Source organism: Oceaniferula spumae, assembly GCF_042849255.1.
GTDB lineage: Bacteria > Verrucomicrobiota > Verrucomicrobiia > Verrucomicrobiales > Akkermansiaceae > Oceaniferula > Oceaniferula spumae.
Genome location: NZ_AP026866.1, coordinates 953091 through 975321 on the forward strand (window position 1 = coordinate 953091; position 22231 = coordinate 975321).

Sequence of the window (22231 nt, forward strand, 5' to 3'; positions counted from 1 at the left end):
GATCATTACCGATTACACAGCCAACTGCTCGCTCCACGCCTTTGCTTTTTCAGCGAAGGACTTGTCCATGTCCTTGTAGGTGATACCTCGTGAGACGTTCACCACGTCAGGAGCGGTGCGGTTTTTGCCTTCTAGGCTGGCGAGGTCACCACCTTGGGCACCGAGTCCGGGGATGAGTAAGGGACTGTCGGCGATGCGCTCGAGGACTTCTTCGCTGGCGTTGGTTAAACCAACTACGTAACCAACATCTGTGGCGCGTGATTCGGAGTTGGCGCGCTTTCCTAACTCTTGAACGAGTTCGAAAACAAACCGCCCATCGGCGAGTTTCTGGCGTTGGAAATCTGCACTGCCGGCATTGGAAGTCACTGCGAGAAGGTAGATCCCCTTTCCTTCCCAATCGAGGAAGGGCTCGATTGAATCGTAACCGAGGAATGGGTTTAGCGTCACAGCATCGACATTCCAATTTTCAAAATATGACTTCGCGTAGTATTTCTGAGTCTCACCGATATCGGAACGTTTGGCGTCGAGGATGACAGGGACTTCCTTGGGCATCTCCTGTAACATTTCCTGCAACATCTCGATACCGCGCAGGCCCATGGCTTCGAAATAGGCCATGTTAGGCTTGAAAGCGGCAGCATACTCAGCGGTTTCTCCGACTACGCGGCGAAGGAATTCAGGGACTTCATCGACGCCACCGGAGAGCTCCGGACGAGGGTCGATTCCAACACAGAGGCGGGATCCGACCTCAGAGATTCTTTGTTGCAGTTTTTCCGCGTAGCGCATGGCCGTGTCTAGCGGCGAACGGGCGGAATGGCAACAATCAAGCGAGCATCAGGCCGACGCTTTTTCAGTTTTTCCCGCTTTTTTAGCCAATCGACGACGCAATTCCGGCCACTGCTCCTGAGTGACGATGTAGCCGATGCAGTTGTCCTTGCCACAGCGGCAAGGATGATCCTCATAGCTCTCGATATCGAATCCGTAATCGAAGGTGAGTTCGTCCCCAGCCTTAATGTCGGTGAGGGAGTAAATATAAATTTTCCTCCCGATGATCCAAGCCTCACAGTTGGGATCGCAGGAATGGTTGATCAGGCGAGCGGTGTTCCAAGGCACGTTACCATCAATGTCCCATTCATCATCAAGGGTGAAAATGTAAACTGCGGCATCACCATGCTCCTCGGCGCGGGCGTATTGATCCCAGGCACGATCTTCGCTGATCTCCTTATTGATCGGTTCGCCGACGTATTCGATGATTTCAGTTTCCTTGGCGATGTCCTGAGTGGCGTAAACACCACGGCCATGGATCTCGGAGCCACGAACCTCACAGAGGTCGCTCTGAGCGCGCTTGTAGAGTTTCCTGAACTTACGAACCAGCTCGGCTTCGCGCTCGAATTTTTTCTTTTTGGCCATGACGAGTAATGTCGTTGAGTGACGCGCAGACTTTACTTGATTTCCCTCGCTTTGGAAGGAGGAAGATGAAGGGCTTTTTCATCAGCTGGCAACGATGGGAACAAACTCCGCAAATCTTGCACTGTGGGCTTCATGCCCGTCATGAAATACCAGTCATTGCTGCCCTTTTCAGAGATGGCTAGACTGTAAGTGCTCTCTTCGATTTCACGAATTTTACCCCCCATGTTCGGATCGGGAACTTTCACGCGAATCACAGTGGGAACAACTGCCAGCCAGTGTGTCACGATAACTTCGCGTCCCGTGGCATCGATAACGGGTTTGCCGGTAGCGGCATCGATCTTCTTAGCACGCCAGACACTGAAAAAGGCAGTCGGTTGGCCTACTTGGTAGCCAACCACCTTCATCTGCATCTTGATTTGTCCTTGGACTGATTGAGCGAGAGCGGCATCGAGCTTTTCCATTCCCCCGTTTCTCATCGCCAAGCGGCGTTTCCATCGTGGGTAAATGCGGTCGATACTATACTGGAAGTTACCTTTGATCATCTCGACACCCAGTTTTTGCACAGCAGCTCTGGCTGAGTCTGAGATCATCGGGTCGACTGCCACCGCGCCCCCACCGATTTCTTGAGCGGGAGATGAACTTGTCAGTGAAATGCTGACAAGCGTGGAGATCAGTGCGGGAGTAAAAAAGAGTGTTTTAATATTCATCCTGTGCCCCTATTCATTCTCACAGCTGACTGGAAAGTCAAGCGTGGCTCCGAGGCCAGTAATCTCCACAATCAACGCAATATTATGGAACGATCTACCATTCACCCATTACTACGTGTGCTGATGCTGCTCAGCGGTATTTTCGTGCTGGCATGGGGCTTTAACGCCATTCTCGCGACAAATCGAATTGTCACCGGTGGCTTGCCCGGTTTCTCGCTGCTCGTTCAGCAGCAAACTGGATTCGACCCGTCGTTGACCCAGTGGATTGTGGGTATTCCTATATTTTTCATTGGCTGGATGGTCTTGGGAAAAAAGGCGACCATCAACTCACTCGCGGGTGCGATTCTGCTGCCACTGGCCATTTTTCTGACCAGGGACTGGTGGTCGCTTCCGGTGGAAAACTCAGTTCTGGCAGCTATTTTTGGAGGATTCACCTGTGGCATCGGGCTGGGCATTATTTTCCGCGCTAATGCAACCGTCGGCGGGTTTTCCATTCTCGCACGGATGGCGTCTCATTATTTCGGCATCCCGATCAGCCGCTGCATGCTTATTTTCGACGGCGCTGTGGTCATCGCTGCTGGAGCATTTTTTGGTGCTGAACAAGCGATGCTAGCCCTGCTCAGCGTCGTTTCTCTGAGTAAAGCTATCGATGTCGTTCAGTCTGGCCTAGGCTCCGCCAAATCCGTGACGATTATTACCACTGAGGAAAATAGCATGCGTGAAATGCTACTCACCCATCTTGATTGTGGTGCGACGGTTCTCAAGGCGGAAGGAGCACACAGCGGCGATGAGCGAACGCTCGTTGTCAGCGTGGTGCCGCGGGCCAAGGTGGCCAGGCTGAGGAGAAATGTTCGCCGTATCGATCCAGGAGCATTTACCATTATCAGCGATGCCTCGGAGGTCCTCGGCTATGGTTTCCAAAACCACGGATAGGACATCGCCCGAACAGGCAAACCCATGCGCTTCACATCTTTTCTCCGGTTCCGTCAAAATCGGCTTTGCAAATCGTTCTGAATTGCGCCTATTCTCCTCGCCTATGGCAAAGAAGGCACTTGGAAAGGGATTAGGCGCGCTTATCAAAAAGCAGCCAGCCAGCACAGAAACCACTCCTGAGCAAGGTGATCCACTCCCTTCGGACGCACAGGTGCCTATCACCGATATCATTCCCAGCCCCCTGCAGCCTCGTAAACACTTCGCTGAAGGCCAGTTGGACGAGTTGATGGAATCCATCAGCCAGCACGGCATCATCCAGCCGCTGATCGTCCGTCCGGTCAATGGGAAGCTCGAACTGATCGCTGGTGAGCGGCGTTGGCGGGCCTCCACCAAACTCGGCCTGAAGGTCGTCCCCATCCGCATTCGGGAGGCGACTGATCACGAGGTGTTAGAGATGGCACTGATCGAAAACATCCAACGCAAGGACCTCGACCCAATCGAGGAAGCCCAGGGTTATGTTCGCCTCGCCAAGGAGTTTGAGATGAAGCAGGAAACGATCGCCAAACGCGTGGGTAAATCACGTGCCGCCGTGGCAAACGCCATGCGCCTGATGGAGCTTCACCCTGACATTCAGGACCACGTGGCACACGGTCGCTTAAGCGTAGGTCATGCCAAGGCGATTCTCGGCATCAAAGACCACGAAAGCCAATGCCTCGCCGCTGATCAAATTCTCAAGAAAAACCTCACCGTCCGCTCGGCCGAGCAGCTCACCAAAGAGATGCTGAATCCGAAGAAGTCGCGTGGATCAAACTCCAACAGCCGTGAGGCCGATGCCGTGATCAAACAGATCCAGAGCACGCTGCGTGAACGTTTTGCCACCAAGGTGAAACTCACTCACACTCCGAAAAAAGGTAAAATCGAACTCAGCTATTACGGCAACGATGACCTGCAGCGCATCCTTGACCTGTTAGGCGTGGAGCTATAGTTGGTGCTACGCAGCAGAAACCTGCTCACCTCACTTTCACTAGCCGGATCTGATAGATCTTCGGCCAGCATTTGCCAGTCACGTAGAGTTCCTTGCTCTCGGCATCATAGGCAATTCCATTCAGCACGTATTCAGGATGCTTCTTGCCTGCATCCGGATAAATCCCAGTGAGTTCAATCACTCCCACTACGTTGCCATCCACTGGGTTGATGCGAACGATCTGTTCGGTGTGCCATACATTGGCAAAGATCTCCCCTTCGACGAATTCGAGTTCATTCAGTCTGATTACCGACTTTCCTCGGTAGCTCACAAAGATCTCACGGGTCACTTTGAAGGTCTTTGGATCAAGAAAGCGCAACCGGTCACTTCCATCACTCATGATCAAAGATTTACCATCGGTAGTCAGCCCCCACCCTTCGCCTTGGTAATTAAACTTACTCAGCCTCTTCAGGCTCTTGGCATCGTAAACAAAACCTTGATGACTCTGCCAAGTGAGCTGATAGAACTTGTCTCCGAATTGGGTTAATCCTTCTCCAAAAAAATTCTTACCTAATAATTCAAGCTTCAACACCTTACCGGTCGCCTTTTCCACACGTCTGATGCTCGATGCCCCGAAGCCCCCAGTGCTTTCCATCCAGTGACCGTCAGAGAGCAGCAAGCCCTGGGTGTAGGCTGCGGTGTCGTGCGGGAGCTCTCGCACCACTTCATACTTTGACCACTGGTGTGACTTCCACTCCGGAGCTTGACCATCCTGCACCGCTACCGCTGGTTCACTCGGTGGTGTGCTCGTTGCTTCAGGTTTATCTTTGCACGCTGCCACGGACAAGACCAGCCAGCCTAGCAACAGTTTCATACAGTCAAAATTCACTCGTTCACCGCTATCATCAAGCCAACGCTCTGCAAGCCATTATTCATGGGCTTGTCAGCAAATTCTCAGCCGCCATGCCCCCCTCACCGCTCGCCCTAACGATGCGTGGGATACTTCTGCAAAAATAAAGCAAATTGGTTTATTTTTCTATTGTCATTCCTACCTTCAGGAACTAAACCCCTCCCGCGCCTCGGCGCAATTCACGTTGTAACAGTGTGAAGGCTCCATAGCTCAGTTGGTAGAGCAGCGGATTGAAAATCCGCGTGTCCTTGGTTCGAATCCGAGTGGAGCCACCATTCTCAACTTATGATCTCCCGCCCTTTGAAAGGCGGGATTTTTTTTGCCCTGATTCTTCGTTTCTAATCCTAGGCGGCGAAGTAACCACGGGCTTTGATCACCTTGGCCACTTCATCCGGCACCATGTTTTCCCAGCTCTTGTCTCCTGCGGCGATCTTGGCGAGCACATCTCTGGAGAAGACCTCAAGGCAGCTCTCATCGTAGTTGTTGAGCTGCTCGATGCAGCCACGATCGATCAGGTAGTGATAGAGGTTTTTCAGCTCATCAGAGACTTCAAGGTTATCGATGGTCACCAGTTCCTTCTTAGCTGCGTCCTTGAGCGGATAGACGTAAAGTTTTAGGTCATTTTTAAACAAGCGGCCAAACGACTCGAGAATCCCTCCATCCAGAGCAGTGTAATATTTTTCATCAAACAACTCACGCACGCTGCCGATGCCCATGGTAATGCCAATCTTCTTCTTGGTGTAGCGCCTCAGGTAGGCACCCAGACGGAAGTATTGGAAATAGTCCGAGATCAGCACCGTCATTCCGCAGGCCACTAACATGTCGGCCCGTGCGAGGAAGTCACGGTAGTCGATCTGGCCATCCGCCATCAGATTACTCATGGTGATTTCCATGATCTGAATCGTCGAGTCCGGATCGACTCCCGGCTCCGCCATAAATTGTTCATAGGCGCAGCGCATGATGTCGATGTTGGTGTTGCACACCGGCCGGAAACTTCCGCGTTCGACCAGTACCGCTTTTTTCCGCAGAACCTCAGATGGCTGCAGCACTTTCCCTTCCGCGCCAAACATGGCGGCACTGGTGAGACCGAGCTGCACAAGTTTCAGACTCATCAATCGATTATCCACATGGCGGAATTCGATGCCGGAGAACTCGATCATATCAATCTCAATGCGCGCCGTACTGAGGTTATCCAAGAGCGACTCGATCAACTGGTCCGGGCTGTGGTGCAGCATGCAGGCGCCGTAGAGCAGGTTCACCCCCACGACACCCAGCGCCTCTTGTTGCAGGGCATTGGTGGTGTCTAACATCCGCACGTGAATGATGATCTGGCTGCTTTCATCGCGAGGATGAGCCTGAAAACGCACACCCATCCATCCGTGGCACTCGTTGGTGCCGTGGTAGTTCCGCGCTGAGACGGTATCGGCGAAGGTGAAGAAGGCAGTGGTGTCTCCTCGCTCGGTTTTCAAGCGTTCCAAATTCAGATCCTGCTCATACTCGAGCATGCTTTCGAGTCGGTCGCGACAGACATAGCGCTGGCATTGGCCGTAGATCGCATCGCTCACCTTCATATCGTAGGCAGAAATGCTTTTGGAAATAGTGCCAGCTGCGGCTCCAGCGCGGAAGAACCATCGCACCACCTCCTGACCGGCGCCAATTTCCGCAAATGTGCCGTAACGTTTGGGGTCGAGATTCACCTGAAGCGCCTTGTCTAAAGTCTTTGTTTTTTCCGTGTTTGCCATGATGAAAATGATTCAGCAGAATGCGTGCGAGTACCGGTAGAAAATATCAGTGAGTAAAGAGACAGACGGTTTATCGCTTGTTTACTCGGTCTCCGTTTTTTTCTTTTTCCGCAGACTTCTCCCTGAATTCACCACCACGAACACCACCCATGCAAAGAATCGCCATCGGAGACATTCACGGCTGCCATCGCGCACTGATGACCATGCTGGAGATCATCCACCCAAGCGGAGACGATCTCATCGTGACGCTGGGAGACTATGTGGACCGTGGCCCCGACTCGAAGGCGGTGATCGACTCGCTACTGGAGTTTAAAAAGGATCACAACTTGGTGCACCTGATGGGTAATCATGAAATCCAAATGATCCGAGCGCTTGAGACGAGGAAGGATCGGGCCCGATTCCTAAGCGATCTCTGTGGAGGCCAAGACACATTGGATTCCTATGGCGGAGGCTTCGAGGATGTCCCTGACGAACACTGGGAATTCATTCGCTCTGCGGAACTCTATCACGAACTTGAGAACCACATCCTCGTACATGCAGGTATCGCCAGCCAGACTCCGGTGGATATGCAGGATCAGGAAACGTATTACTACCAACGCTTCTACAGCCAGCAGCCGCATATTTCAGGTAAAACCATCGTCTGCGGTCACACCGTCCAAGGCGACCTCCCCACCAATATCGGCCACGCCATCTGCCTGGACACCTGTGCCTATGGCGGAGGTTGGCTAAGTGCTCTGGATGTGGACAGCGGCCAAATCTGGCAGACCAATGAACAAGGTCAGAGCCGGACGATGCAGTTGGAAGATCTCACCTAGATCATGCCACTAAAAAAAACGGCGAGCCACTTTCGTGACTCGCCGTTGATGATTGTTTGTTAGCTGACTATGCGATTACGCTTCGACAGTTTCAGGGGCGTCTGATGCTTCCTGCTGCTTGGCCTCGCGGGCGGCAGCGCGGATGGACATCTTGACGCGACCGCGGTCATCGACGCCAATGCACTTGGCAGTGACGGTGTCGCCTTTTTTGACCACGTCCTCGGTCTTCTCCACACGGCCTTCGGCCAGCTCGGAGATGTGGATGAGGCCGTCTTTGCCGGGCATGATCTGCATGAAGGCACCGAAGTTCGTGGTGGAGACGATTTGACCGGTGTAAACCGTGCCGACTTCGACTTCCGCGAACATCTGCTTGATCATCTCCATCGCACGATCGAGGGACTCCTTCTTGGAAGCGTAAACGTGCACAGTGCCGTCGTCCTCGATGTTGATGTCAGCACCGGACTCAGCCTGGATGCCTTTGATGTTCTTACCTCCTGGTCCGATGAGTTCACCGATGCGCTCTGGATCGATCTTGGTAGATTCGATGCGTGGAGCGTGCTCGGAGAGAGCGGCTGGGGTGGCGATGGTTTCGTGCATCTTGGTAAGCACCTTCTCACGTCCGCCGGCGGCCTTGACCACGGCTTCTTCGAGGATGGAAAGAGGAACACCTGGGAGCTTGAGGTCAAGCTGGTAGCCGGTGATACCTTCGCTGGTGCCACAGAGTTTGAAGTCCATGTCGCCGTAGAAGTCCTCGGATCCGATGATGTCGAGCAGGGTCTTGTATTCCTTGATGTTGTCGTTTTCGTCCATCTCGGTGACAAGACCAACGGCGATCGCACCCACAGGGCGGATCAGTGGCACACCAGCATCGAGCAGAGCCATGACTCCGGAACAAACGGTGGCCATGGAAGATGAGCCGTTTGACTCAAGCACCTCGGAAGTCACACGCATCGCGTATGGGAAGTCTTCTTCGGCTGGGATGACTGGCTCGATGGAACGCTCGGCGAGCGCACCGTGACCGATTTCACGACGGTTCAGGCCACCGAAGCGACCGGCTTCACCCACGGAGAACGGAGGGAAGCTGTAGTGAAGGATGAAGCGCTTGCTGTCCTCACCACCGGCGTAGTTGTCAAAGTATTGACGCTCGTCGGCGGGTGCCAGTGTGGCGGTTGCCAGAGCCTGAGTCTCACCACGGGCGAAGATGGACGAACCATGAACGCGTGGAAGAGTGCCGGCTTCGGCGTAGAGTGGGCGGAGGGTATCGATGTCACGGCCGTCGGCACGGATGCCTTTTTCCATGATGGCGATGCGGAATGCCTTTTTCTGGATGTACTCGAAGCACTGCTCGATTTCGAACTCGGAAACGTTAGGAACGCGCTCCTTGAGGGTGGCTTCGACTTCGTCGCGCAGGGCGCCGACTTTCTTACCACGCTCAACCTTGTTAGGGGCGTAGATGGCGTCTTCGATGCGGTCGCCAGCAACTTCGTAAGCGATTTCAAGGAGGTCTTCCTTGGCAACGGTGACGGTGTATTCGCGCTTAGGCTTGCCGACTTTGGCAGCAAATCCTTCGATGGCATCAACGATGATGGCCACTTGGCTCTGGGCGAAGTGGAGAGCCTTGACGAATTCCGCGTCTGGGATTTCGTTCGCAGCACCTTCGATCATGATACACTCGGTTTTGTTACCGACGTAAACGAGGTCGAGATCGCTGTCTTCGCGCTGTTCGAAGGTTGGGTTCACGATGAACTCACCATCAACACGGCCTACGCGCACAGCACCGATGGCGCCAGCGAATGGGATGTCTGAGATGCAGAGGGCGGCGGATGCGCCGTTCATGGAGAGGATGTCGGCATCGTTGACGCCGTCAGCGGCGAGCATGAGTGCGACGATTTGGGTGTCGTAGAGATAGCCTTTGGGGAAAAGCGGACGCAGTGGACGGTCGGTCATGCGGCAGGTGAGGATTTCCTTTTCGGTAGGACGTCCTTCGCGCTTGAAGTAGCCACCAGGGAAAACACCAGCGGCAGCAGCGCGCTCTTTGTATTCAACGGACAATGGGAACCAGGTCTGGCCCTCACGGATTTTGGTTTGGGAAACGGCGGTGACGAGCAGCACGGTTTCTCCTGACTGCACCTGAACGGCGCCGTCGGCCAACTTGGCCAGTTTACCCGTCTCGAGAGTGATCGGGTTTGATCCCACGGGGATCGTTATTTTTTCAATGTTCATATTCATATTACTTCTTTTTCTTCTTTTAGTTTGGTTGCCCCCGTCGCGCCGTGTGCGCGCTGTATTTTTGTTCAGTAGGGGGCGGGCGTCTCGTTGATTCTGGGCAAAGCCTCCAGCCTGGCGAAGCAGGACTGGGAAAGATGGATGCGTTTGTTAGAAACGCGGAAAGTATTCAAAGGCAATGCCCAACCCAGAGAAACGATGAGACAAGTGGTTCGTTCCGTGGGCTGGATAAGCAAAACGGCCACGGAGATCCGTGACCGTTTGGCGAAAGTGGTTTAGCGACGGAGACCGAGGCCTTTAATCAGTTCTGCGTAACGCTCTTCTGATTGTCCCTTGAGGTAATCGAGAAGTTTGCGACGCTGGGCAACCATGGTGAGAAGTCCGCGGCGGCTGGCGAAGTCCTTCTTGTGAGTTCCCATGTGCTCGGTGAGGTGCTTGATCCGCTTGGTAAGAACGGCGATTTGGTAATCGGCGCTGCCAGTGTCAGACTCGTGTTGTTTGAAGTCTGCTGGATCGAAGTCGATGGCGATATTTGCTTTGCTCATAGTATTTTGTTGTGTTCATGACCAGCTCCTTGCCGGTCAGCCCTTGTTCGGGAGGCGGGGAATAAATCAGAAAACCGCAGAATTGCAAGGGTTTTCCACAGTGCCCCGCAAGAAGCCCGTTAATTGTTCACCGGCACAGGCTGATAGCTCGGATCAAGCGATGCCAGACGGGAACGCAGGCTCGCGAGTTGGGAGGCGTATCGAGTTGCGGCGCGCTGGTAACGCACGGACCTCCCCTCCCAGGTCTCAAGACTCCCGGGAACAGACTGGCGGGCATTCACTGTGATACGATATCTAGGCCGATAGTAGCCGGACTGATAGGTGCCGGTTCTGGAGTTGTAGGAACGATAGCCGTAATTCGACCGAGCAAAGGCGCGACTCCGGTTGAGGTTCGCTTGTGCCGTTACTTTGTTCTGAGCGAGGCTTGCTTCCAGCTTGGCGGACGAATATTTCATCGCAAGGGATGCGATCTGACTACGCAGGTTGTCGATTTCGTGCCGACGGGCATCATTCTGCCTGATTTTCTGCGTTTCTCTTTCACGGCGGGCAATTTCCTGCCTCGTGCGGGCTTCGCGCTTTTGCTCGATGGCCACTGCGGCAGCCACCTCATTGGCGGTGAACATGTATTTTTTTCTCCAGTCTTCGGGCATTTCCCTGAAATCGAGTCGGGAAGCTCCGGTGCTGTGGGAAATCGAGATTCCTAGTGGAGAAACATCCACGATCCGCACATCCTTATATTCCTTGCCTAGACGGTTCGTGATCGAATCGAAGGTCGCTCCGGGTGCAGTCGCTCGGATGTGATCGCGGTAGCGCAGCCGATGTGTCTCCTTCCCCTTACTGATGAGTTCGATCGACTCATTGTTGGTCTTGATCAGGTTCTGTAAAATTCCAATCTCAGTCGTGGCACTTTCCAGCTGTGACTTCAGTTCGACCACCAATGCCGCTTGCTTTCGGTTAGCTTCAGCCAGCTTCTGTTTCTGTTCACGGCTATGGATGCGCACTTCGAGATTGTTGATACGGCGCCTTAGAGCATCGTTCTCAGTGCGGAGTTTTGCAGACGATGAAGAAAACCGGGGCAGTGAAATCCCCCCTTCGGCGACCAAGGACAGTCCAAGGGCAACAAAGACCAATATAATAATACCGACCATCGTACTGATGACGATGGAGGAGTCGTCTCTGGTAAAGGGGTTTTTCATGACGTGGGGTTCTGTTCTGACCAAGATTACTTGGAAGTGATTTCGCTGAGTTCTTTCTGCAACTTGGAGATCTCAGTAGTAGACTCTGAAATCCGTCTGCTCATCGCAGAAATCTCGCGGCGTGCCGAGTCAGAGCTGGCCCGATAACGTTCAGCCTTACGCTCAGCCTTTTTGGCATTATCGAGTGTCAACCCGCGACGACCTTGAGCGTAGAGTTCACGGTATTGGCGCGCACTTTCCAATGCAGCTTGTGCTGAGCTATCGTTCGATAAAATCTGAGACTGTAAACTTGCCGTTTTGCTCTTCCACTTGGAAATGTTCTCGCGATGCGTTCGGATCTTGTGATTCAGATCGCGAATGGCGACTGCCGTGTGATAACCATCGGCTTTTTTCACAGAGCTGGCCACATTGGCGGCCTCGCGTTTGGCAATCACTGCGGCTGCCTCTTTGGTGAACTGGAAACGGTCCTGCATTTCAGTTGGAAGACGTTCGTAGTGCACCCGGGTGTTTCCAGACTTGTGCATGATTTTCATACCCAAGGCTGTCACCTCAAGCACTTTCACCTGCTCGTAGACTTTGCCATCTGTCGTGGTCAGGGTCTCCATTTTCTCGCCTGCGGCGCGTGCGCGCTCGGCGATACGGTATTTCTCTTTGTAAGCCTCAAACTCCTCATTGAGCTTCACAATGCTCTCTTTCGCAGCTGCGACCTCGGCCTGCTTAGTTGGAATCTCAGAGGCTTTGCGTTTCAATTTGTTTTTCAGTGATTCAAGTTCATCGGCTTGTTTCCGTCTGGCATCATATTCAACTGCGGCGGTTTGCCAGTGCTTGGTTCTGCCTTCGAGAGCCTTGATAGCACTCTCCTTGGCCTTAATGTCTGCGTTCAGGCCACTGCCGCCTGAATCGTCAGAAACCACCATCATCAGCGTGCCGAAACCGACTAACACAATGAGTGCTAAAAAGGTGCCAATGACACCAGGACCACGAGAACTGGTAAGTAAATCGCTTAACATGATAGAAAAATGGTTGGGTGATTAAAAAATAATGGCGACTACTGGATGCGATATTCTTTTTGGTATTTGCGCAGCTCCTCTTCCATCTTGGCATGCTTTTTCTCCAACTCGTCTTTCTCATTATCAAGGGCTTCGAGTTCAGCCATGGCTTTGCGGAGTTCGCTGTTGGTTTTGTTGAGAGCGGCCGTTTGATCACCGGGGTCCTCACCGGCGTTGATCTCCATGAGATCGACTTTTTTCTCAAGCTCACTGAGTTGGAGGCGAAGTTCTTCGTTCTTTTTGACGAGTTCCTTGTCCTCACATGATGTGAGAGCGAAGGCCGCGAGTGCGAAACACAACAGGCGGGTGATGACAGTTCGTGCAGGTACTGAGGATTTCATAAGACTGAATGCAGCCTTATCGTCCGTCAAAAAAGTGGCGAATCAGGCTCGTCAAAAGTCTACTAAGCGAATCTAACTCAGTCAATCTTGGGCAAGGGGAAATTTCTCACCGAAATATGACCTAGCTTTCCTCTCGCATGAGAAATCATCCATTTCTGCTAACACTAGGCTCTAGATACCTTTCTGGGAGGACTCATCAAGGCCGGCGGGATTTCATACTTTTCCCATTTCACTGGATCCATGCGCTGGAAATCGTTCAGCTTGGCGGTTCTGACCGCTTCTGAAACATAAGGCCCAGTCCAGCCACGACCTTGGGAAACAGGCACCCGTAGGCGCTCGAAAAATGCACTCTGTGTAGTCCCTGTCGCAAGTCGGAACCATTTTTCAAACAAACTCAATACCGCCATTTGGTTTAACTTTCTAACCACTGGGTAATTGGCGTTCTGTGGAATCTCCATGGAGGAGGATTCCAGCACGACCCCATGATCGATTTGCTCGTCCATCCAATGCATGGTTGCCCCGCACTTTTTCTCCCCATCAATCAGCGGCAGAACATCGTATCCGACTCCAGGGTGACTTGGCAACGCGGGGTGAATGTTCAGAGGGACTCGAATCCGGTCCAGCCCGCGCGAAGGTAGCACATAATCGCTATACACTGAGAAAGCAATGTCCCAGCCAGCCTCCTCCCGCCACGCAGCCTCGATGAGAGAACGCGCATGCGCCGATTGTTTCTGCCAGATTACAACGGAGACATCAGCGGACGAGCTCCCCACAATGTGGCTGATCTCATCCTTCAGGCACGGATCCCCTATTACCAAAATTCTCAAAGGCTTCTCCATATCGATTACTGGGCGAGTCAAATTATCGATCCCCCTCCCTACTCGCCAGCCACGATATCCCACCGACCAACATCCGCTGTGAATACATTTTGCGAGTCCATTTCACCCTCTCTCCGCTTGCATACAGGTCGCTGACGCTGGCCTTCGTCTTATCAGCATGAAATAATTCGCTCCCCTGCTCCAGATGTTCCACGGTTCGGCGTCGGGCCTCCTTCCAGCATTGGATTTTGGCATCGTCGGGAGTTCCTAGAAATTGGAGACGTTTTTCTTTGAATTTGCGGCCTTTCCTCAGCAATTTGAACATCCTTCTGTAATACCCACTTTTCCATGTCTCGATGAGTGGGCGCGGCGAGGATTTCACAGCAGCCAATGGAATGGCGGCCAAATCGGGACGGAGTGCCTTGAACGTCTCTTTCTGCAATACCCGATTCGCGATGAGCTGACCATCGACTCGGCGAATCGCCTCAGTCAACGGCACATCGAGTGCTGGTGTGATCGGCCAATGATGGAAAGCATTTTTCCAGAGGATGCCCCCTAGATGAGCTCGCCCTCGGTATCGAGAAATTGTTTGCCATTGGCGTTCACAAGAATCCTCCGTAAGAGCATCCCACTCGGCTCGGCATTCAGACAGCGCGGCATCGAGCCCCTCGATGAGTTCCTTGTCTTTATAAAGATCTGCCAACTCGCTGGCACGAACGCCAAAAGAGTGAAGCCACGTCTCCTGAGCGAACCGATAGCTACCAAAGGTGAGGTCTCCATGCTCGCGGGCAAAAGGCGCGTAAGTGACATCCAAATACAAGCCCTTCAAACACCTTGTGCCTTCAATCGATTCCGCTTTACCCCACCAATGCGAGACACCGTTGAATCCCCCACCGAGCGAGAACAGGTTCAGTTCATCGTCCAAAGCAATCTCAGGAGCGCCTTCAAAAAGCTCAGAACACTCCCATTCCAGATTCAGCCTACCAGCGACTTTTCCAGCACAGATATTTTCCTCCGAGGTGCGAGTGCCAAAAGTCACACATTTTGGCTGATGACCTAACTCATGGGCCAAACTCAACACATGGCGCGAATCCAAACCGCCTGACAGCATGCAAGAAGTGACCGAACGTTGAGCATGCCGTTTAACAGCCTGCCTCGACGCCTGAGAGGAAAGCTCAACTGCATCGGCTAATGTGTGGACGTCTTTGACGACATCTTTCCCTGGGTAATCATGCTGAGTTTTTCGAAGCGATCCAGTGATCGGGCTATAACTAATGGACTCGGCCATATTCAACCGCTTGCCGGATTTCTCCAGAGTGCGATGGCTGGAACATCCATTTTCTAACAAATAGCGGGAAAACCCGATGGGATCCAGTGATCGATCGTATTCAGGAAAAGCATGGAAGGCTTTCGGCGATGTGGAGATAGCGAAGGTGTCTTTTTCCTGAAAATAATAAACGGGGAACACGCCAAACGGATCACAGCCGCAGTGGACAGATTCATCGTCGAGAACAACGATCCATGCAAACAAGCCGCTCAGACGGGATAATTGCACAGCAGCATCCTCCTTCTTTTCCCTCACCATGCGGAACAGCTCCTCAGCGGTGATGTAGTCGTCTGAGTCCTCGGCAATAGCTTCCCCCATCAGAAATGCGAACCCACTCCCTGTGGATTGATGAACCTCAACAGGCACCTGTTCGCCGCAATGCCATCTCAGCGTGCTGTGCTGACTTTCCACCTCACCTCTCACTCTTTCAAATCCTGTCGGCACGATGCACTGGACTTGCTTGCGTTTTGTGGACTCGGCACGGTTAGGCTCTCTATCAGAAAAGAAAACAAAGCTGGGCATGGGCGCATGATAAACCTTGGGAGATATCATTAAAGCACAATGATACTGTGGTACGCAGCATCTGATGACAGGAGAGCTACTTGGTTGCCAGCATTTGCCAGAACCAAAAATCTGACACTCTCAGTCTTTGACAACTCAGCGCGAACGAGAATAATCGCGGCGCGATGTCTAACGCTACTACTACCAAGCTTCCAAAGCTATTCATTCCCGGTCCGGTGGATATTTCTCCGGAAACGTATCAAGCCATGTGCCAGCCAATGATCGGCCACCGCGGCGGAGATTTCGAAGCACTTTACGCCAGCATCCAACCCGGCCTGAAACAAATCTTCGGCACCGAGCGTCCGGTGTATTTATCCACATCCTCAGCCTGGGGTGTGATGGAAGGTTCCATCCGTAACCTCGTGCAGAAAAAAGTGCTTAACCTCTGCTGCGGAGCATTTTCTGACAAGTGGTATGGCGTTTCCCAAAGCTGTGGCAAGGAAGCCGATAAAATTCAAGTCGAGTGGGGCGAAGCTATCTCCCCTGAAGCCGTGCGCGCAAAGCTTTCGGAGGGTGGTTTTGATACCGTGACTCTGGTGCACAATGAAACATCCACCGGTGTAATGAACGACCTCGAAGGTATCGCCGCAGTGGTCAAGGAGTTCCCTGATGTGCTGTTAGTAGTGGACACAGTGTCTTCGCTTTCAGCTGTTCCGATTGAAATGGATAAGCTTGGCATCGATGTCGTGCTGGCAGGTGTGCAGAAAGCATTTGCCCTTCCTCCAGGCCTTGCGGTATTCGCCATTTCTGACGCGGCACTGGCTCGCGCCGAGACCACCGAAGGCCGCGGCTACTACTTTGATTTTGTCGAGTTTGAGAAAAATGCGGTGAAAAACAACACCCCATCGACTCCTGCCGTCTCCTTGCTCTACGGACTTAAACATCAGGTCGACAGCTTCATTTCCGAAGGTTTGGAAAACCGCTACGCGCGTCACGCCAAACTCAATGGCATGATTCATGAGTGGCTGGAAAAACACGGCTTTGAACACTTCGCACCCGAAGGCAATCGCTCCAAAACTCTGACCACCATCGCCAACAATAAAGACATCGATGTTTCAGGCTTTATCAAAGCGCTCAGAGCCAAACATAATTTCCTGATCAACGGCGGATACGGTAAGATCAAGGGAACGACCTTCCGCATCTCTAACATGGGTAACGAAACCGTGGAGACGATGCAGGAACTCATCGAGGCTCTCGATGACGTGCTTCCTGAGTTTATGTAATATTTTGACTCAGCCACCGGGCGGGCAACTATGCCCGACCCGGAACTGGCACCTTGGACGGATCAAGGGAGTCGCCCCACTTGATTTCATCGGCGGCCATGTCGTCGTTACTTGCCATCAGCTTATCCCAGGTGATGCGCTTACCGGTGTGCGCCGCCTCGCGACCTAACAGCGCCAAGGCTGTCGAGTTCGCCATATACTCTCCGGCGTTGATGACTTTCCCTTCGCGAAGGGAAGCGAAGAACTCGTTATGGCACGCCTGATACATGTTGATCTTCTTGCCACGGAATCTCCAAGTTGCCTTGCCGGAGGCATTGTAAATCATCGGGCGGCCAGGGCCAATCATGCGGCCTTTCTCGCAGAATACCCGGTCCACCACCTCCGTGTGTGATCCGGTGAGCTGTCGCTGATCGAGGTGACAGATCACGCCATTCGGGTATTCGTAAGCGATGCTGTAGTGATCATAAATATCGCCGTCATCGTTGCGCTGAATACGACCACCGGTGGCGACGGCAGCGATCGGAGCAACATCGTTCATCGCCCAAGCGACTTTATCCACAGTATGAACAGCCTGCTCGACCAATGGCCCGCCGGAAAGCCACTCGTGACCGATCCAGTTCCGGATCTGCCATTCCACATCGGACCATTTGGCATCTCGGTTCTTACTCGCCATCATCGGCTTTGGAACAGCGGCGAGATAATTCCCGTAGACGGAAATCACACGCCCGAGTTCACCGGAATGAACTTTTTCGTAGGCGGCGCGCACGGCAGGAGCAAAACGCCAGCAGAAGCCGTGCTGGATGGAGACGCCCTTGCTTTTGGCCAGTTTGGCAGATTCTAGCACAGACTTCACTCCGGCCATGTCCACGGCCATAGGTTTTTCCGAGAAAACGTTTTTCCCAGCCTCCACGGCTGCTGCCAAGTGCTGGGGTCTAAAACCAGGTGGCGTGGCAAGCAGGACGATATCGACTCCAGAGTTGATCACTTTCTGGTAAGCATCGAGACCCACGTGGCGCCGGGTAGCGGGCACATCCATCTTGCCTGCGTATTTCTGCACCAGATTCTTGTGTGATGTTTCCACTTGCTGGGCGAACACATCCCCCATCGCCCAGAGTTTCACATTGGGATCGGCGGCAAGAGCTTGGCTGGCAGCACCGGTGCCTCGACCACCACAGCCGATCAGGCCAATTTTGAGTTCCTTGTTTTTGACCGCATCTGCTGCACGCGAGATGTGGGGAAGACCAACGACACCAGCAAGGGTAGCTGCGGCAGAGGTCTGCACAAATTTGCGACGCGGCAGAGTATTTGAAGGATCTTGAGATGAATCTGATGTGGGCATGATTAGTGCAAATACCCCCTTACACACCCGAGTCTTTCATGATCTATTTCTTGGCTGCCTTTTTCATCAACGCACGTGCGCGAACGGTAGCGGCCTCGAGAAACTCGCTGGCGATGGGTTTTAGCGAACCCTGATAGACCACTCCGATGACCAAGGGAGGAAACTCATCCAGATCGATGGCTTTCATTCCTTTGGGCAGATCCACTCCAGGAATTCGCACCGTGATGCCTGCTCCGAATCCACAGCGGACAAACTGTTGCACGCCATCCAGAGAGTCTACTTCGACTGCGATCGGCCAGTTCACACCTCGGTTATCGATTTCCTTTTGAAACAATTGACTGACCTCCTCATAAGCGGGCAGGCCAACCAAGGGCGTTTTTGAGGTCATTGTGCCGGCATCATCCTCTAGTAGGTCTGCCAATTTTTTAGCTTTGTGACTGGCGGGCAGCAAAAGAGCCAGTGACAAGCGCATCAGCTCCGCAGCATTCAGGCCATCGCCCATGCGCGGATGGATCACACTCACGGCGATGTCCGCTTGCTGCCTGACTAACACGTCCTGCACATCGGACGGCTCCACATCGCGCAAAGTCAGCCTTAGGCCTGGGATCGAATCGCGCATTTCAGCTAACAGTTCTGGCAGGTGGTGCCTCAAGACCGATGCAGATGCCGCGATCCGGAGATGTTTGCTCTCCTCCCCTTTCAAACGTTCCTCGACATCACTAAGGCGAGAGAAAAACGGATAGACGTGATCGTAAAGATCGTCACCAGCCGTGGTGAGGCTGAATGGGCGACGGTTAAAAAGTTTAACACCCAGACTTTTTTCCAACTGCAGCAACTGACCGCTCACTGCCGGTTGTTGTATACCATAGGGCATTTTTCTAACAGCAGCAGTAATACCTTCATACTTGGCCACATAGTAAAATAGCTCCAGATGGTGAACATTCATGGCGTGCAGCTTAGGAATTAAACTCCAAGTTTCAAACCTCAAAAATCAATACCTCAGCACGGCTCTTTGCGATTGCGAACACTCGTAAAATTCATCATTCTGTTTTTATGGCCAAGGGATATGATACCAACCAGCAACGACAAATGGCGCTCTCAGCCTTTGGCAAGGATCTGGCGCGAAGAGCGAAATCCAAGTGTGAACTGAGCGGTGCGTCAGGTGTGCCGCTGGTTATTTATGAAATCCCCCCTGCCCCCGCTGAACCGGACTTCAACCGCTGCCTGATGGTCTCTGAGGATGTGCTCGATCAAATTAACAAACCTAACAAAATCATTCCCGATCAATGGCGCAGGCTCGGGGAACTGATATGGAGTGATATCCCTGCCGTGCAGATCATGGCGGTCCGTCTGCTTAGCCATATCGCCAAACAAGAGAACTGGGCTCAGGACATCATTGATGACGCTCACTTGGATTTTGCTGTGTTAGAACAAGCCGCCGCGAAGCCCCTATAATTGATCTGTCACTATCCATGTCCGAGATTCCACACCTCTATTTCTTAGCGCTGGCTTGCTCTTCGCTGTTTTTGTTTGGCTCCATCAAACTTAAAAAACTGCAAGAGACAGCTGGGCGTCGATTGTTAGTAATCGGATTTTCCATTATCACCCTGAGTTCCATTTTCAACATTGCAGCGGCATTGGAGATCATTGAAATCAAATATAACCCCTACATGATAGCTTTCGAGCATATGTCCTCACTGCCCCGATGGCACAAGTGGGTCTTCTGGGGGCAATATTTGATCATCATCCTGGGAGGCATACTTGGCATCGTTGGTTTCATTCTTGAAGCAAGGCTGCAGACTTCCCTTCAACGGCGTATGCACTACCAATCACAATCATGATCCACGACAAACTAGCTTTGTTCCTGCTCCAGAGTAGCTTCTTCGTCTCCATCCTGCTCACCGTGGCGCTGTTCTGGTGCTCATTCATCTGGTGGAAACACCATCGATCGGTGGCCGCCAGAGTGCTTTTCATCTCCTCTGCAACAGGTGCTTTCACAGCCGCCCTCAACGGAATATTTTCCATGCTTATGATGGTTCCTGCGGTTGCTGATTTACTATTCACAGGCAGCTCTTCCACAAGTCTCGATCAACTTTTCACATTGATGGGGCTGGTCACTAACCTGCGCAGCATCGCTTGGGTCATCAGCAGTGTCGCCTTTTTGATTTTCTGTCTGCAGTTTACAAACAAACAGTCTAACCCCTCGGGTGAAATTTCTGGTGCACGGACTTGAGCCCTTTTTGATCGACGTGGGTGTAGATCTGGGTGGTGGCGATGTCCGCGTGGCCTAACATGTCTTGGATGACTCTGAGATCGGCACCGTTTTGCAGTAGATGGGTGGCAAAGGAATGGCGTAGCAAGTGTGGGTAAACCGTTTGATTCAAGCCTGCCGCCTTCGCCCGCTGTTTAACAATTTCACGGACCCGTTCGGGACTTAATGCACCGCCACGAACACTCAGGAAAATCCATGAAGAGGTTTTCTTTTTCACCAATCCCGGACGTTCATTTTTCAGATAATCGGCAACTGCTTCACAGGCTCTTCCTCCCACAGGCACCAAACGGGTTTTATTGCCTTTGCCGGTGACACGGATGAAGTGTTCATCGAGGTCGAGGTTTTCGAGTCGGGCGCCGCATAGCTCGGAGAGGCGCAAACCGGATGCGTAGAACAACTCGAGAATCGCTCTGTCCCGCTTACCGAGCGGTTTGCCAACATCCACCGATTCCAACAAAGTCGCGACGTGTTGTTCGTTGAGAGTTTCCGGGAGATGCAGATCTCCTCGGGGCGGCAGCAAAGGTTCGGCAGGATCAGCCACAGTGACTTTTCGGGCGACAAGGAAGCGGAAGAAAATTTTCAAATGCACCATGGTGATGCGTAGGGATGAGGCCGACATGCCTCCGTCTTTTTGCTGGGCTAGAAAAGTGGACAGGTCTGCCGTGCCTATATCATCCCATGAGGTGACCTTTTTTGTCTCCGTCCATGCCGCTAATGCATCAAGAGACTGCCGCACCGACAGCTGGTAGGCGGTTGAAAGTCCTCGCTCGGTGGCGATGTAGAGCAAGAAATGATCGATCTGCGAAGTCACAAGTGCACGCTAGCCTTAATCCTCCTCTAGATCAAACCTTCCATCCTACTGTCCATCCAAGGAAATAGCTTTGCCAACAAGCAGCTCGGACATCTCTAGTTGCGGCTGATTGTGGATACAAAAAAACCGCCCTATCGTAATAGGGCGGCTTTGAAAAGCTTGAGAGCTAAGAACTACTTCCTGCGGCGCAGGATCAGAGCAAGTCCACCGAGGCCGAGAAGGGCTGCGGAAGATGGCTCAGGGATTGCGGTTATGCGAAGCTGAATCCCATTGATTTGTGAGGCTCCAGTACCGCCGTTGGTGAATGTTCCTCCATCCGCATCGCGGCCAAAGACGCCGAAAGTTTGTGTACTACCATTAGCAACGAACGAACCGATGATCGAATCACCAGCATTTGTTTGTGGGAAGACTGGTGGATCACCATTTACTGGGCTGTTGTTGAGATCAGAAATTCCTGTAATGTCAGCTACATCGAGGCTTGTTCCATCCGTTAAGCCGACTTGGAAAAATTCGTGACGGTTGCCGCGAGCGTCATTCGTGAAAACCTGAATTTGGTACGTATAGCCACTTGTGAGGCCTGCCAATGTTACCGACTCCAAACGAAATGATCCGCTTCGAAGGAGAGTAAAGATGGCTCCATCACCTGAAAATTCACCATCATCGAATGCTCCAAAGTTATTGTCGCCTGTTGCCAGCGTAATCGACTCGCCACCGACTCCAGTAATTACGTCACCTGAGCCACCATGTTGAAAAGCGACGCCGTTGACGGTTACTGAGCCCCCCAAGGGTGTTACGGGACTAGTCGTATCAGTCGCATTCATAGCAACCGCTAAAGTACCTGACGTATCGACAAAAGCTTGAGTCGTGTTACCCTGATACAAGTTCTCTGATGGTGCCCAGCTAATCGTCGCCGCAGAAGCTGCCATGGGAAGCATCGCAAAAATCGCTGCTGAGGTTAAAAATTGATTCATTTTCATTGTGTGTATTTATTTTTCGAGGTTTGGTTTTTCGATGTCTCTGATTAGACATGCTCATTATTCACATG

23 protein-coding genes and 1 tRNA gene are annotated in these 22231 nt (G+C 52.5%); 8 read left to right on the forward strand and 16 right to left on the reverse strand.

What is annotated here, in order from left to right; all coding sequences use genetic code 11:
* Positions 1-12 precede the first annotated feature (12 nt).
* Genes pyrF through ACSPJT_RS04090 form a run of 3 tightly spaced genes read right to left on the reverse strand, consistent with a single transcriptional unit; the run spans position 13 to position 2114 of the window.
* On the reverse strand, positions 13-783 hold the full coding sequence (pyrF, locus tag ACSPJT_RS04080; RefSeq protein ID WP_435895095.1) for an orotidine-5'-phosphate decarboxylase: 771 nt from the start codon (positions 781-783) through the stop codon (positions 13-15).
* 48 nt (positions 784-831) lie between these two features.
* On the reverse strand, positions 832-1407 hold the full coding sequence (locus tag ACSPJT_RS04085; protein ID WP_435895096.1) for an SET domain-containing protein: 576 nt from the start codon (positions 1405-1407) through the stop codon (positions 832-834).
* Between the two features lie 32 nt (positions 1408-1439).
* On the reverse strand, positions 1440-2114 hold the full coding sequence (locus tag ACSPJT_RS04090; RefSeq protein WP_435895097.1) for a hypothetical protein: 675 nt from the start codon (positions 2112-2114) through the stop codon (positions 1440-1442).
* 3 nt (positions 2115-2117) lie between these two features.
* Between ACSPJT_RS04090 and ACSPJT_RS04095 the strand changes: the two genes are divergently transcribed.
* Entirely contained in the window at positions 2118-3047 is a 930-nt protein-coding gene (locus ACSPJT_RS04095; RefSeq protein WP_435895098.1) for a YitT family protein, read from the forward strand.
* A gap of 103 nt (positions 3048-3150) precedes the next feature.
* Positions 3151-4032 (forward strand): ParB/RepB/Spo0J family partition protein, encoded by an 882-nt coding sequence (locus ACSPJT_RS04100; protein ID WP_435895099.1) that lies wholly within the window; start codon positions 3151-3153, stop codon positions 4030-4032.
* Between the two features lie 25 nt (positions 4033-4057).
* Here ACSPJT_RS04100 and ACSPJT_RS04105 read toward each other — a convergent pair whose 3' ends face one another.
* Positions 4058-4885, reverse strand: a complete 828-nt coding sequence (locus ACSPJT_RS04105) for a glutaminyl-peptide cyclotransferase (protein WP_435895100.1) — start codon at positions 4883-4885, stop codon at positions 4058-4060.
* A gap of 235 nt (positions 4886-5120) precedes the next feature.
* Here ACSPJT_RS04105 and ACSPJT_RS04110 point away from each other — a divergent pair.
* A tRNA-Phe gene (locus tag ACSPJT_RS04110) sits at positions 5121-5196 on the forward strand.
* 69 nt (positions 5197-5265) lie between these two features.
* Here the strand turns inward: ACSPJT_RS04110 and ACSPJT_RS04115 are convergent.
* Positions 5266-6663: a TonB-dependent receptor gene (locus ACSPJT_RS04115; protein ID WP_435895101.1), complete on the reverse strand. Its 1398-nt coding sequence runs from the start codon at positions 6661-6663 to the stop codon at positions 5266-5268.
* 149 nt (positions 6664-6812) lie between these two features.
* Between ACSPJT_RS04115 and ACSPJT_RS04120 the strand changes: the two genes are divergently transcribed.
* The gene (locus tag ACSPJT_RS04120; protein WP_435895102.1) at positions 6813-7478 is read left to right on the forward strand and encodes a metallophosphoesterase family protein; all 666 of its coding nucleotides are present in this window, start codon (positions 6813-6815) and stop codon (positions 7476-7478) included.
* A 75-nt stretch (positions 7479-7553) separates the two neighbouring features.
* On the opposite strand, the gene ACSPJT_RS04125 is transcribed toward ACSPJT_RS04120, so the two are convergent.
* From ACSPJT_RS04125 to ACSPJT_RS04155, 7 genes are all read right to left on the reverse strand, one after another.
* Entirely contained in the window at positions 7554-9701 is a 2148-nt protein-coding gene (locus tag ACSPJT_RS04125) for a polyribonucleotide nucleotidyltransferase (protein ID WP_435896173.1), read from the reverse strand.
* Positions 9702-9979: 278 nt separating this feature from the next.
* The gene (rpsO, locus tag ACSPJT_RS04130; RefSeq protein ID WP_435895103.1) at positions 9980-10249 is read right to left on the reverse strand and encodes a 30S ribosomal protein S15; all 270 of its coding nucleotides are present in this window, start codon (positions 10247-10249) and stop codon (positions 9980-9982) included.
* 119 nt (positions 10250-10368) lie between these two features.
* Positions 10369-11445 (reverse strand): hypothetical protein, encoded by a 1077-nt coding sequence (locus ACSPJT_RS04135; RefSeq protein ID WP_435895104.1) that lies wholly within the window; start codon positions 11443-11445, stop codon positions 10369-10371.
* A gap of 26 nt (positions 11446-11471) precedes the next feature.
* Positions 11472-12455, reverse strand: a complete 984-nt coding sequence (locus tag ACSPJT_RS04140) for a hypothetical protein (protein WP_435895105.1) — start codon at positions 12453-12455, stop codon at positions 11472-11474.
* 38 nt (positions 12456-12493) lie between these two features.
* Complete coding sequence (locus ACSPJT_RS04145) at positions 12494-12835, reverse strand: hypothetical protein (RefSeq protein WP_435895106.1); 342 nt, start codon at positions 12833-12835, stop codon at positions 12494-12496.
* A gap of 164 nt (positions 12836-12999) precedes the next feature.
* A complete protein-coding gene (locus tag ACSPJT_RS04150) occupies positions 13000-13608 on the reverse strand; it encodes a formyltransferase family protein (RefSeq protein ID WP_435895107.1) in 609 nt (202 codons plus the stop codon).
* Positions 13609-13696: 88 nt separating this feature from the next.
* Positions 13697-15502 (reverse strand): asparagine synthase-related protein, encoded by a 1806-nt coding sequence (locus tag ACSPJT_RS04155; RefSeq protein ID WP_435895108.1) that lies wholly within the window; start codon positions 15500-15502, stop codon positions 13697-13699.
* A 164-nt stretch (positions 15503-15666) separates the two neighbouring features.
* Here ACSPJT_RS04155 and ACSPJT_RS04160 point away from each other — a divergent pair, with 164 nt between their 5' ends.
* Entirely contained in the window at positions 15667-16764 is a 1098-nt protein-coding gene (locus ACSPJT_RS04160; RefSeq protein WP_435895109.1) for a pyridoxal-phosphate-dependent aminotransferase family protein, read from the forward strand.
* A 28-nt stretch (positions 16765-16792) separates the two neighbouring features.
* On the opposite strand, the gene ACSPJT_RS04165 is transcribed toward ACSPJT_RS04160, so the two are convergent.
* Together ACSPJT_RS04165 and ACSPJT_RS04170 are read right to left on the reverse strand one after the other, a co-directional pair.
* Positions 16793-18103 (reverse strand): Gfo/Idh/MocA family protein, encoded by a 1311-nt coding sequence (locus ACSPJT_RS04165; protein WP_435895110.1) that lies wholly within the window; start codon positions 18101-18103, stop codon positions 16793-16795.
* 43 nt (positions 18104-18146) lie between these two features.
* Positions 18147-19049, reverse strand: coding sequence for a LysR family transcriptional regulator (locus ACSPJT_RS04170; RefSeq protein WP_435895111.1), 903 nt, complete (start codon positions 19047-19049; stop codon positions 18147-18149).
* A gap of 107 nt (positions 19050-19156) precedes the next feature.
* Between ACSPJT_RS04170 and ACSPJT_RS04175 the strand changes: the two genes are divergently transcribed.
* From ACSPJT_RS04175 to ACSPJT_RS04185, 3 genes are read left to right on the forward strand one after another with little or no spacing between them, the layout of a single operon-like run.
* Entirely contained in the window at positions 19157-19558 is a 402-nt protein-coding gene (locus ACSPJT_RS04175) for a phnA protein (RefSeq protein WP_435895112.1), read from the forward strand.
* Positions 19559-19575: 17 nt separating this feature from the next.
* Positions 19576-19944 (forward strand): hypothetical protein, encoded by a 369-nt coding sequence (locus ACSPJT_RS04180; protein WP_435895113.1) that lies wholly within the window; start codon positions 19576-19578, stop codon positions 19942-19944.
* A complete protein-coding gene (locus ACSPJT_RS04185) occupies positions 19941-20336 on the forward strand; it encodes a hypothetical protein (protein WP_435895114.1) in 396 nt (131 codons plus the stop codon). Before ACSPJT_RS04180 ends, ACSPJT_RS04185 begins: the two co-directional genes overlap by 4 nt.
* On the opposite strand, the gene ACSPJT_RS04190 is transcribed toward ACSPJT_RS04185, so the two are convergent.
* Positions 20299-21186 (reverse strand): tyrosine recombinase, encoded by an 888-nt coding sequence (locus ACSPJT_RS04190; protein ID WP_435895115.1) that lies wholly within the window; start codon positions 21184-21186, stop codon positions 20299-20301. The two genes, ACSPJT_RS04185 and ACSPJT_RS04190, sit on opposite strands and share 38 nt — an antisense overlap.
* Before the next feature lie 173 nt (positions 21187-21359).
* A complete protein-coding gene (locus ACSPJT_RS04195) occupies positions 21360-22163 on the reverse strand; it encodes a PEP-CTERM sorting domain-containing protein (RefSeq protein WP_435895116.1) in 804 nt (267 codons plus the stop codon).
* Between the last annotated feature and the right edge of the window lie 68 nt (positions 22164-22231).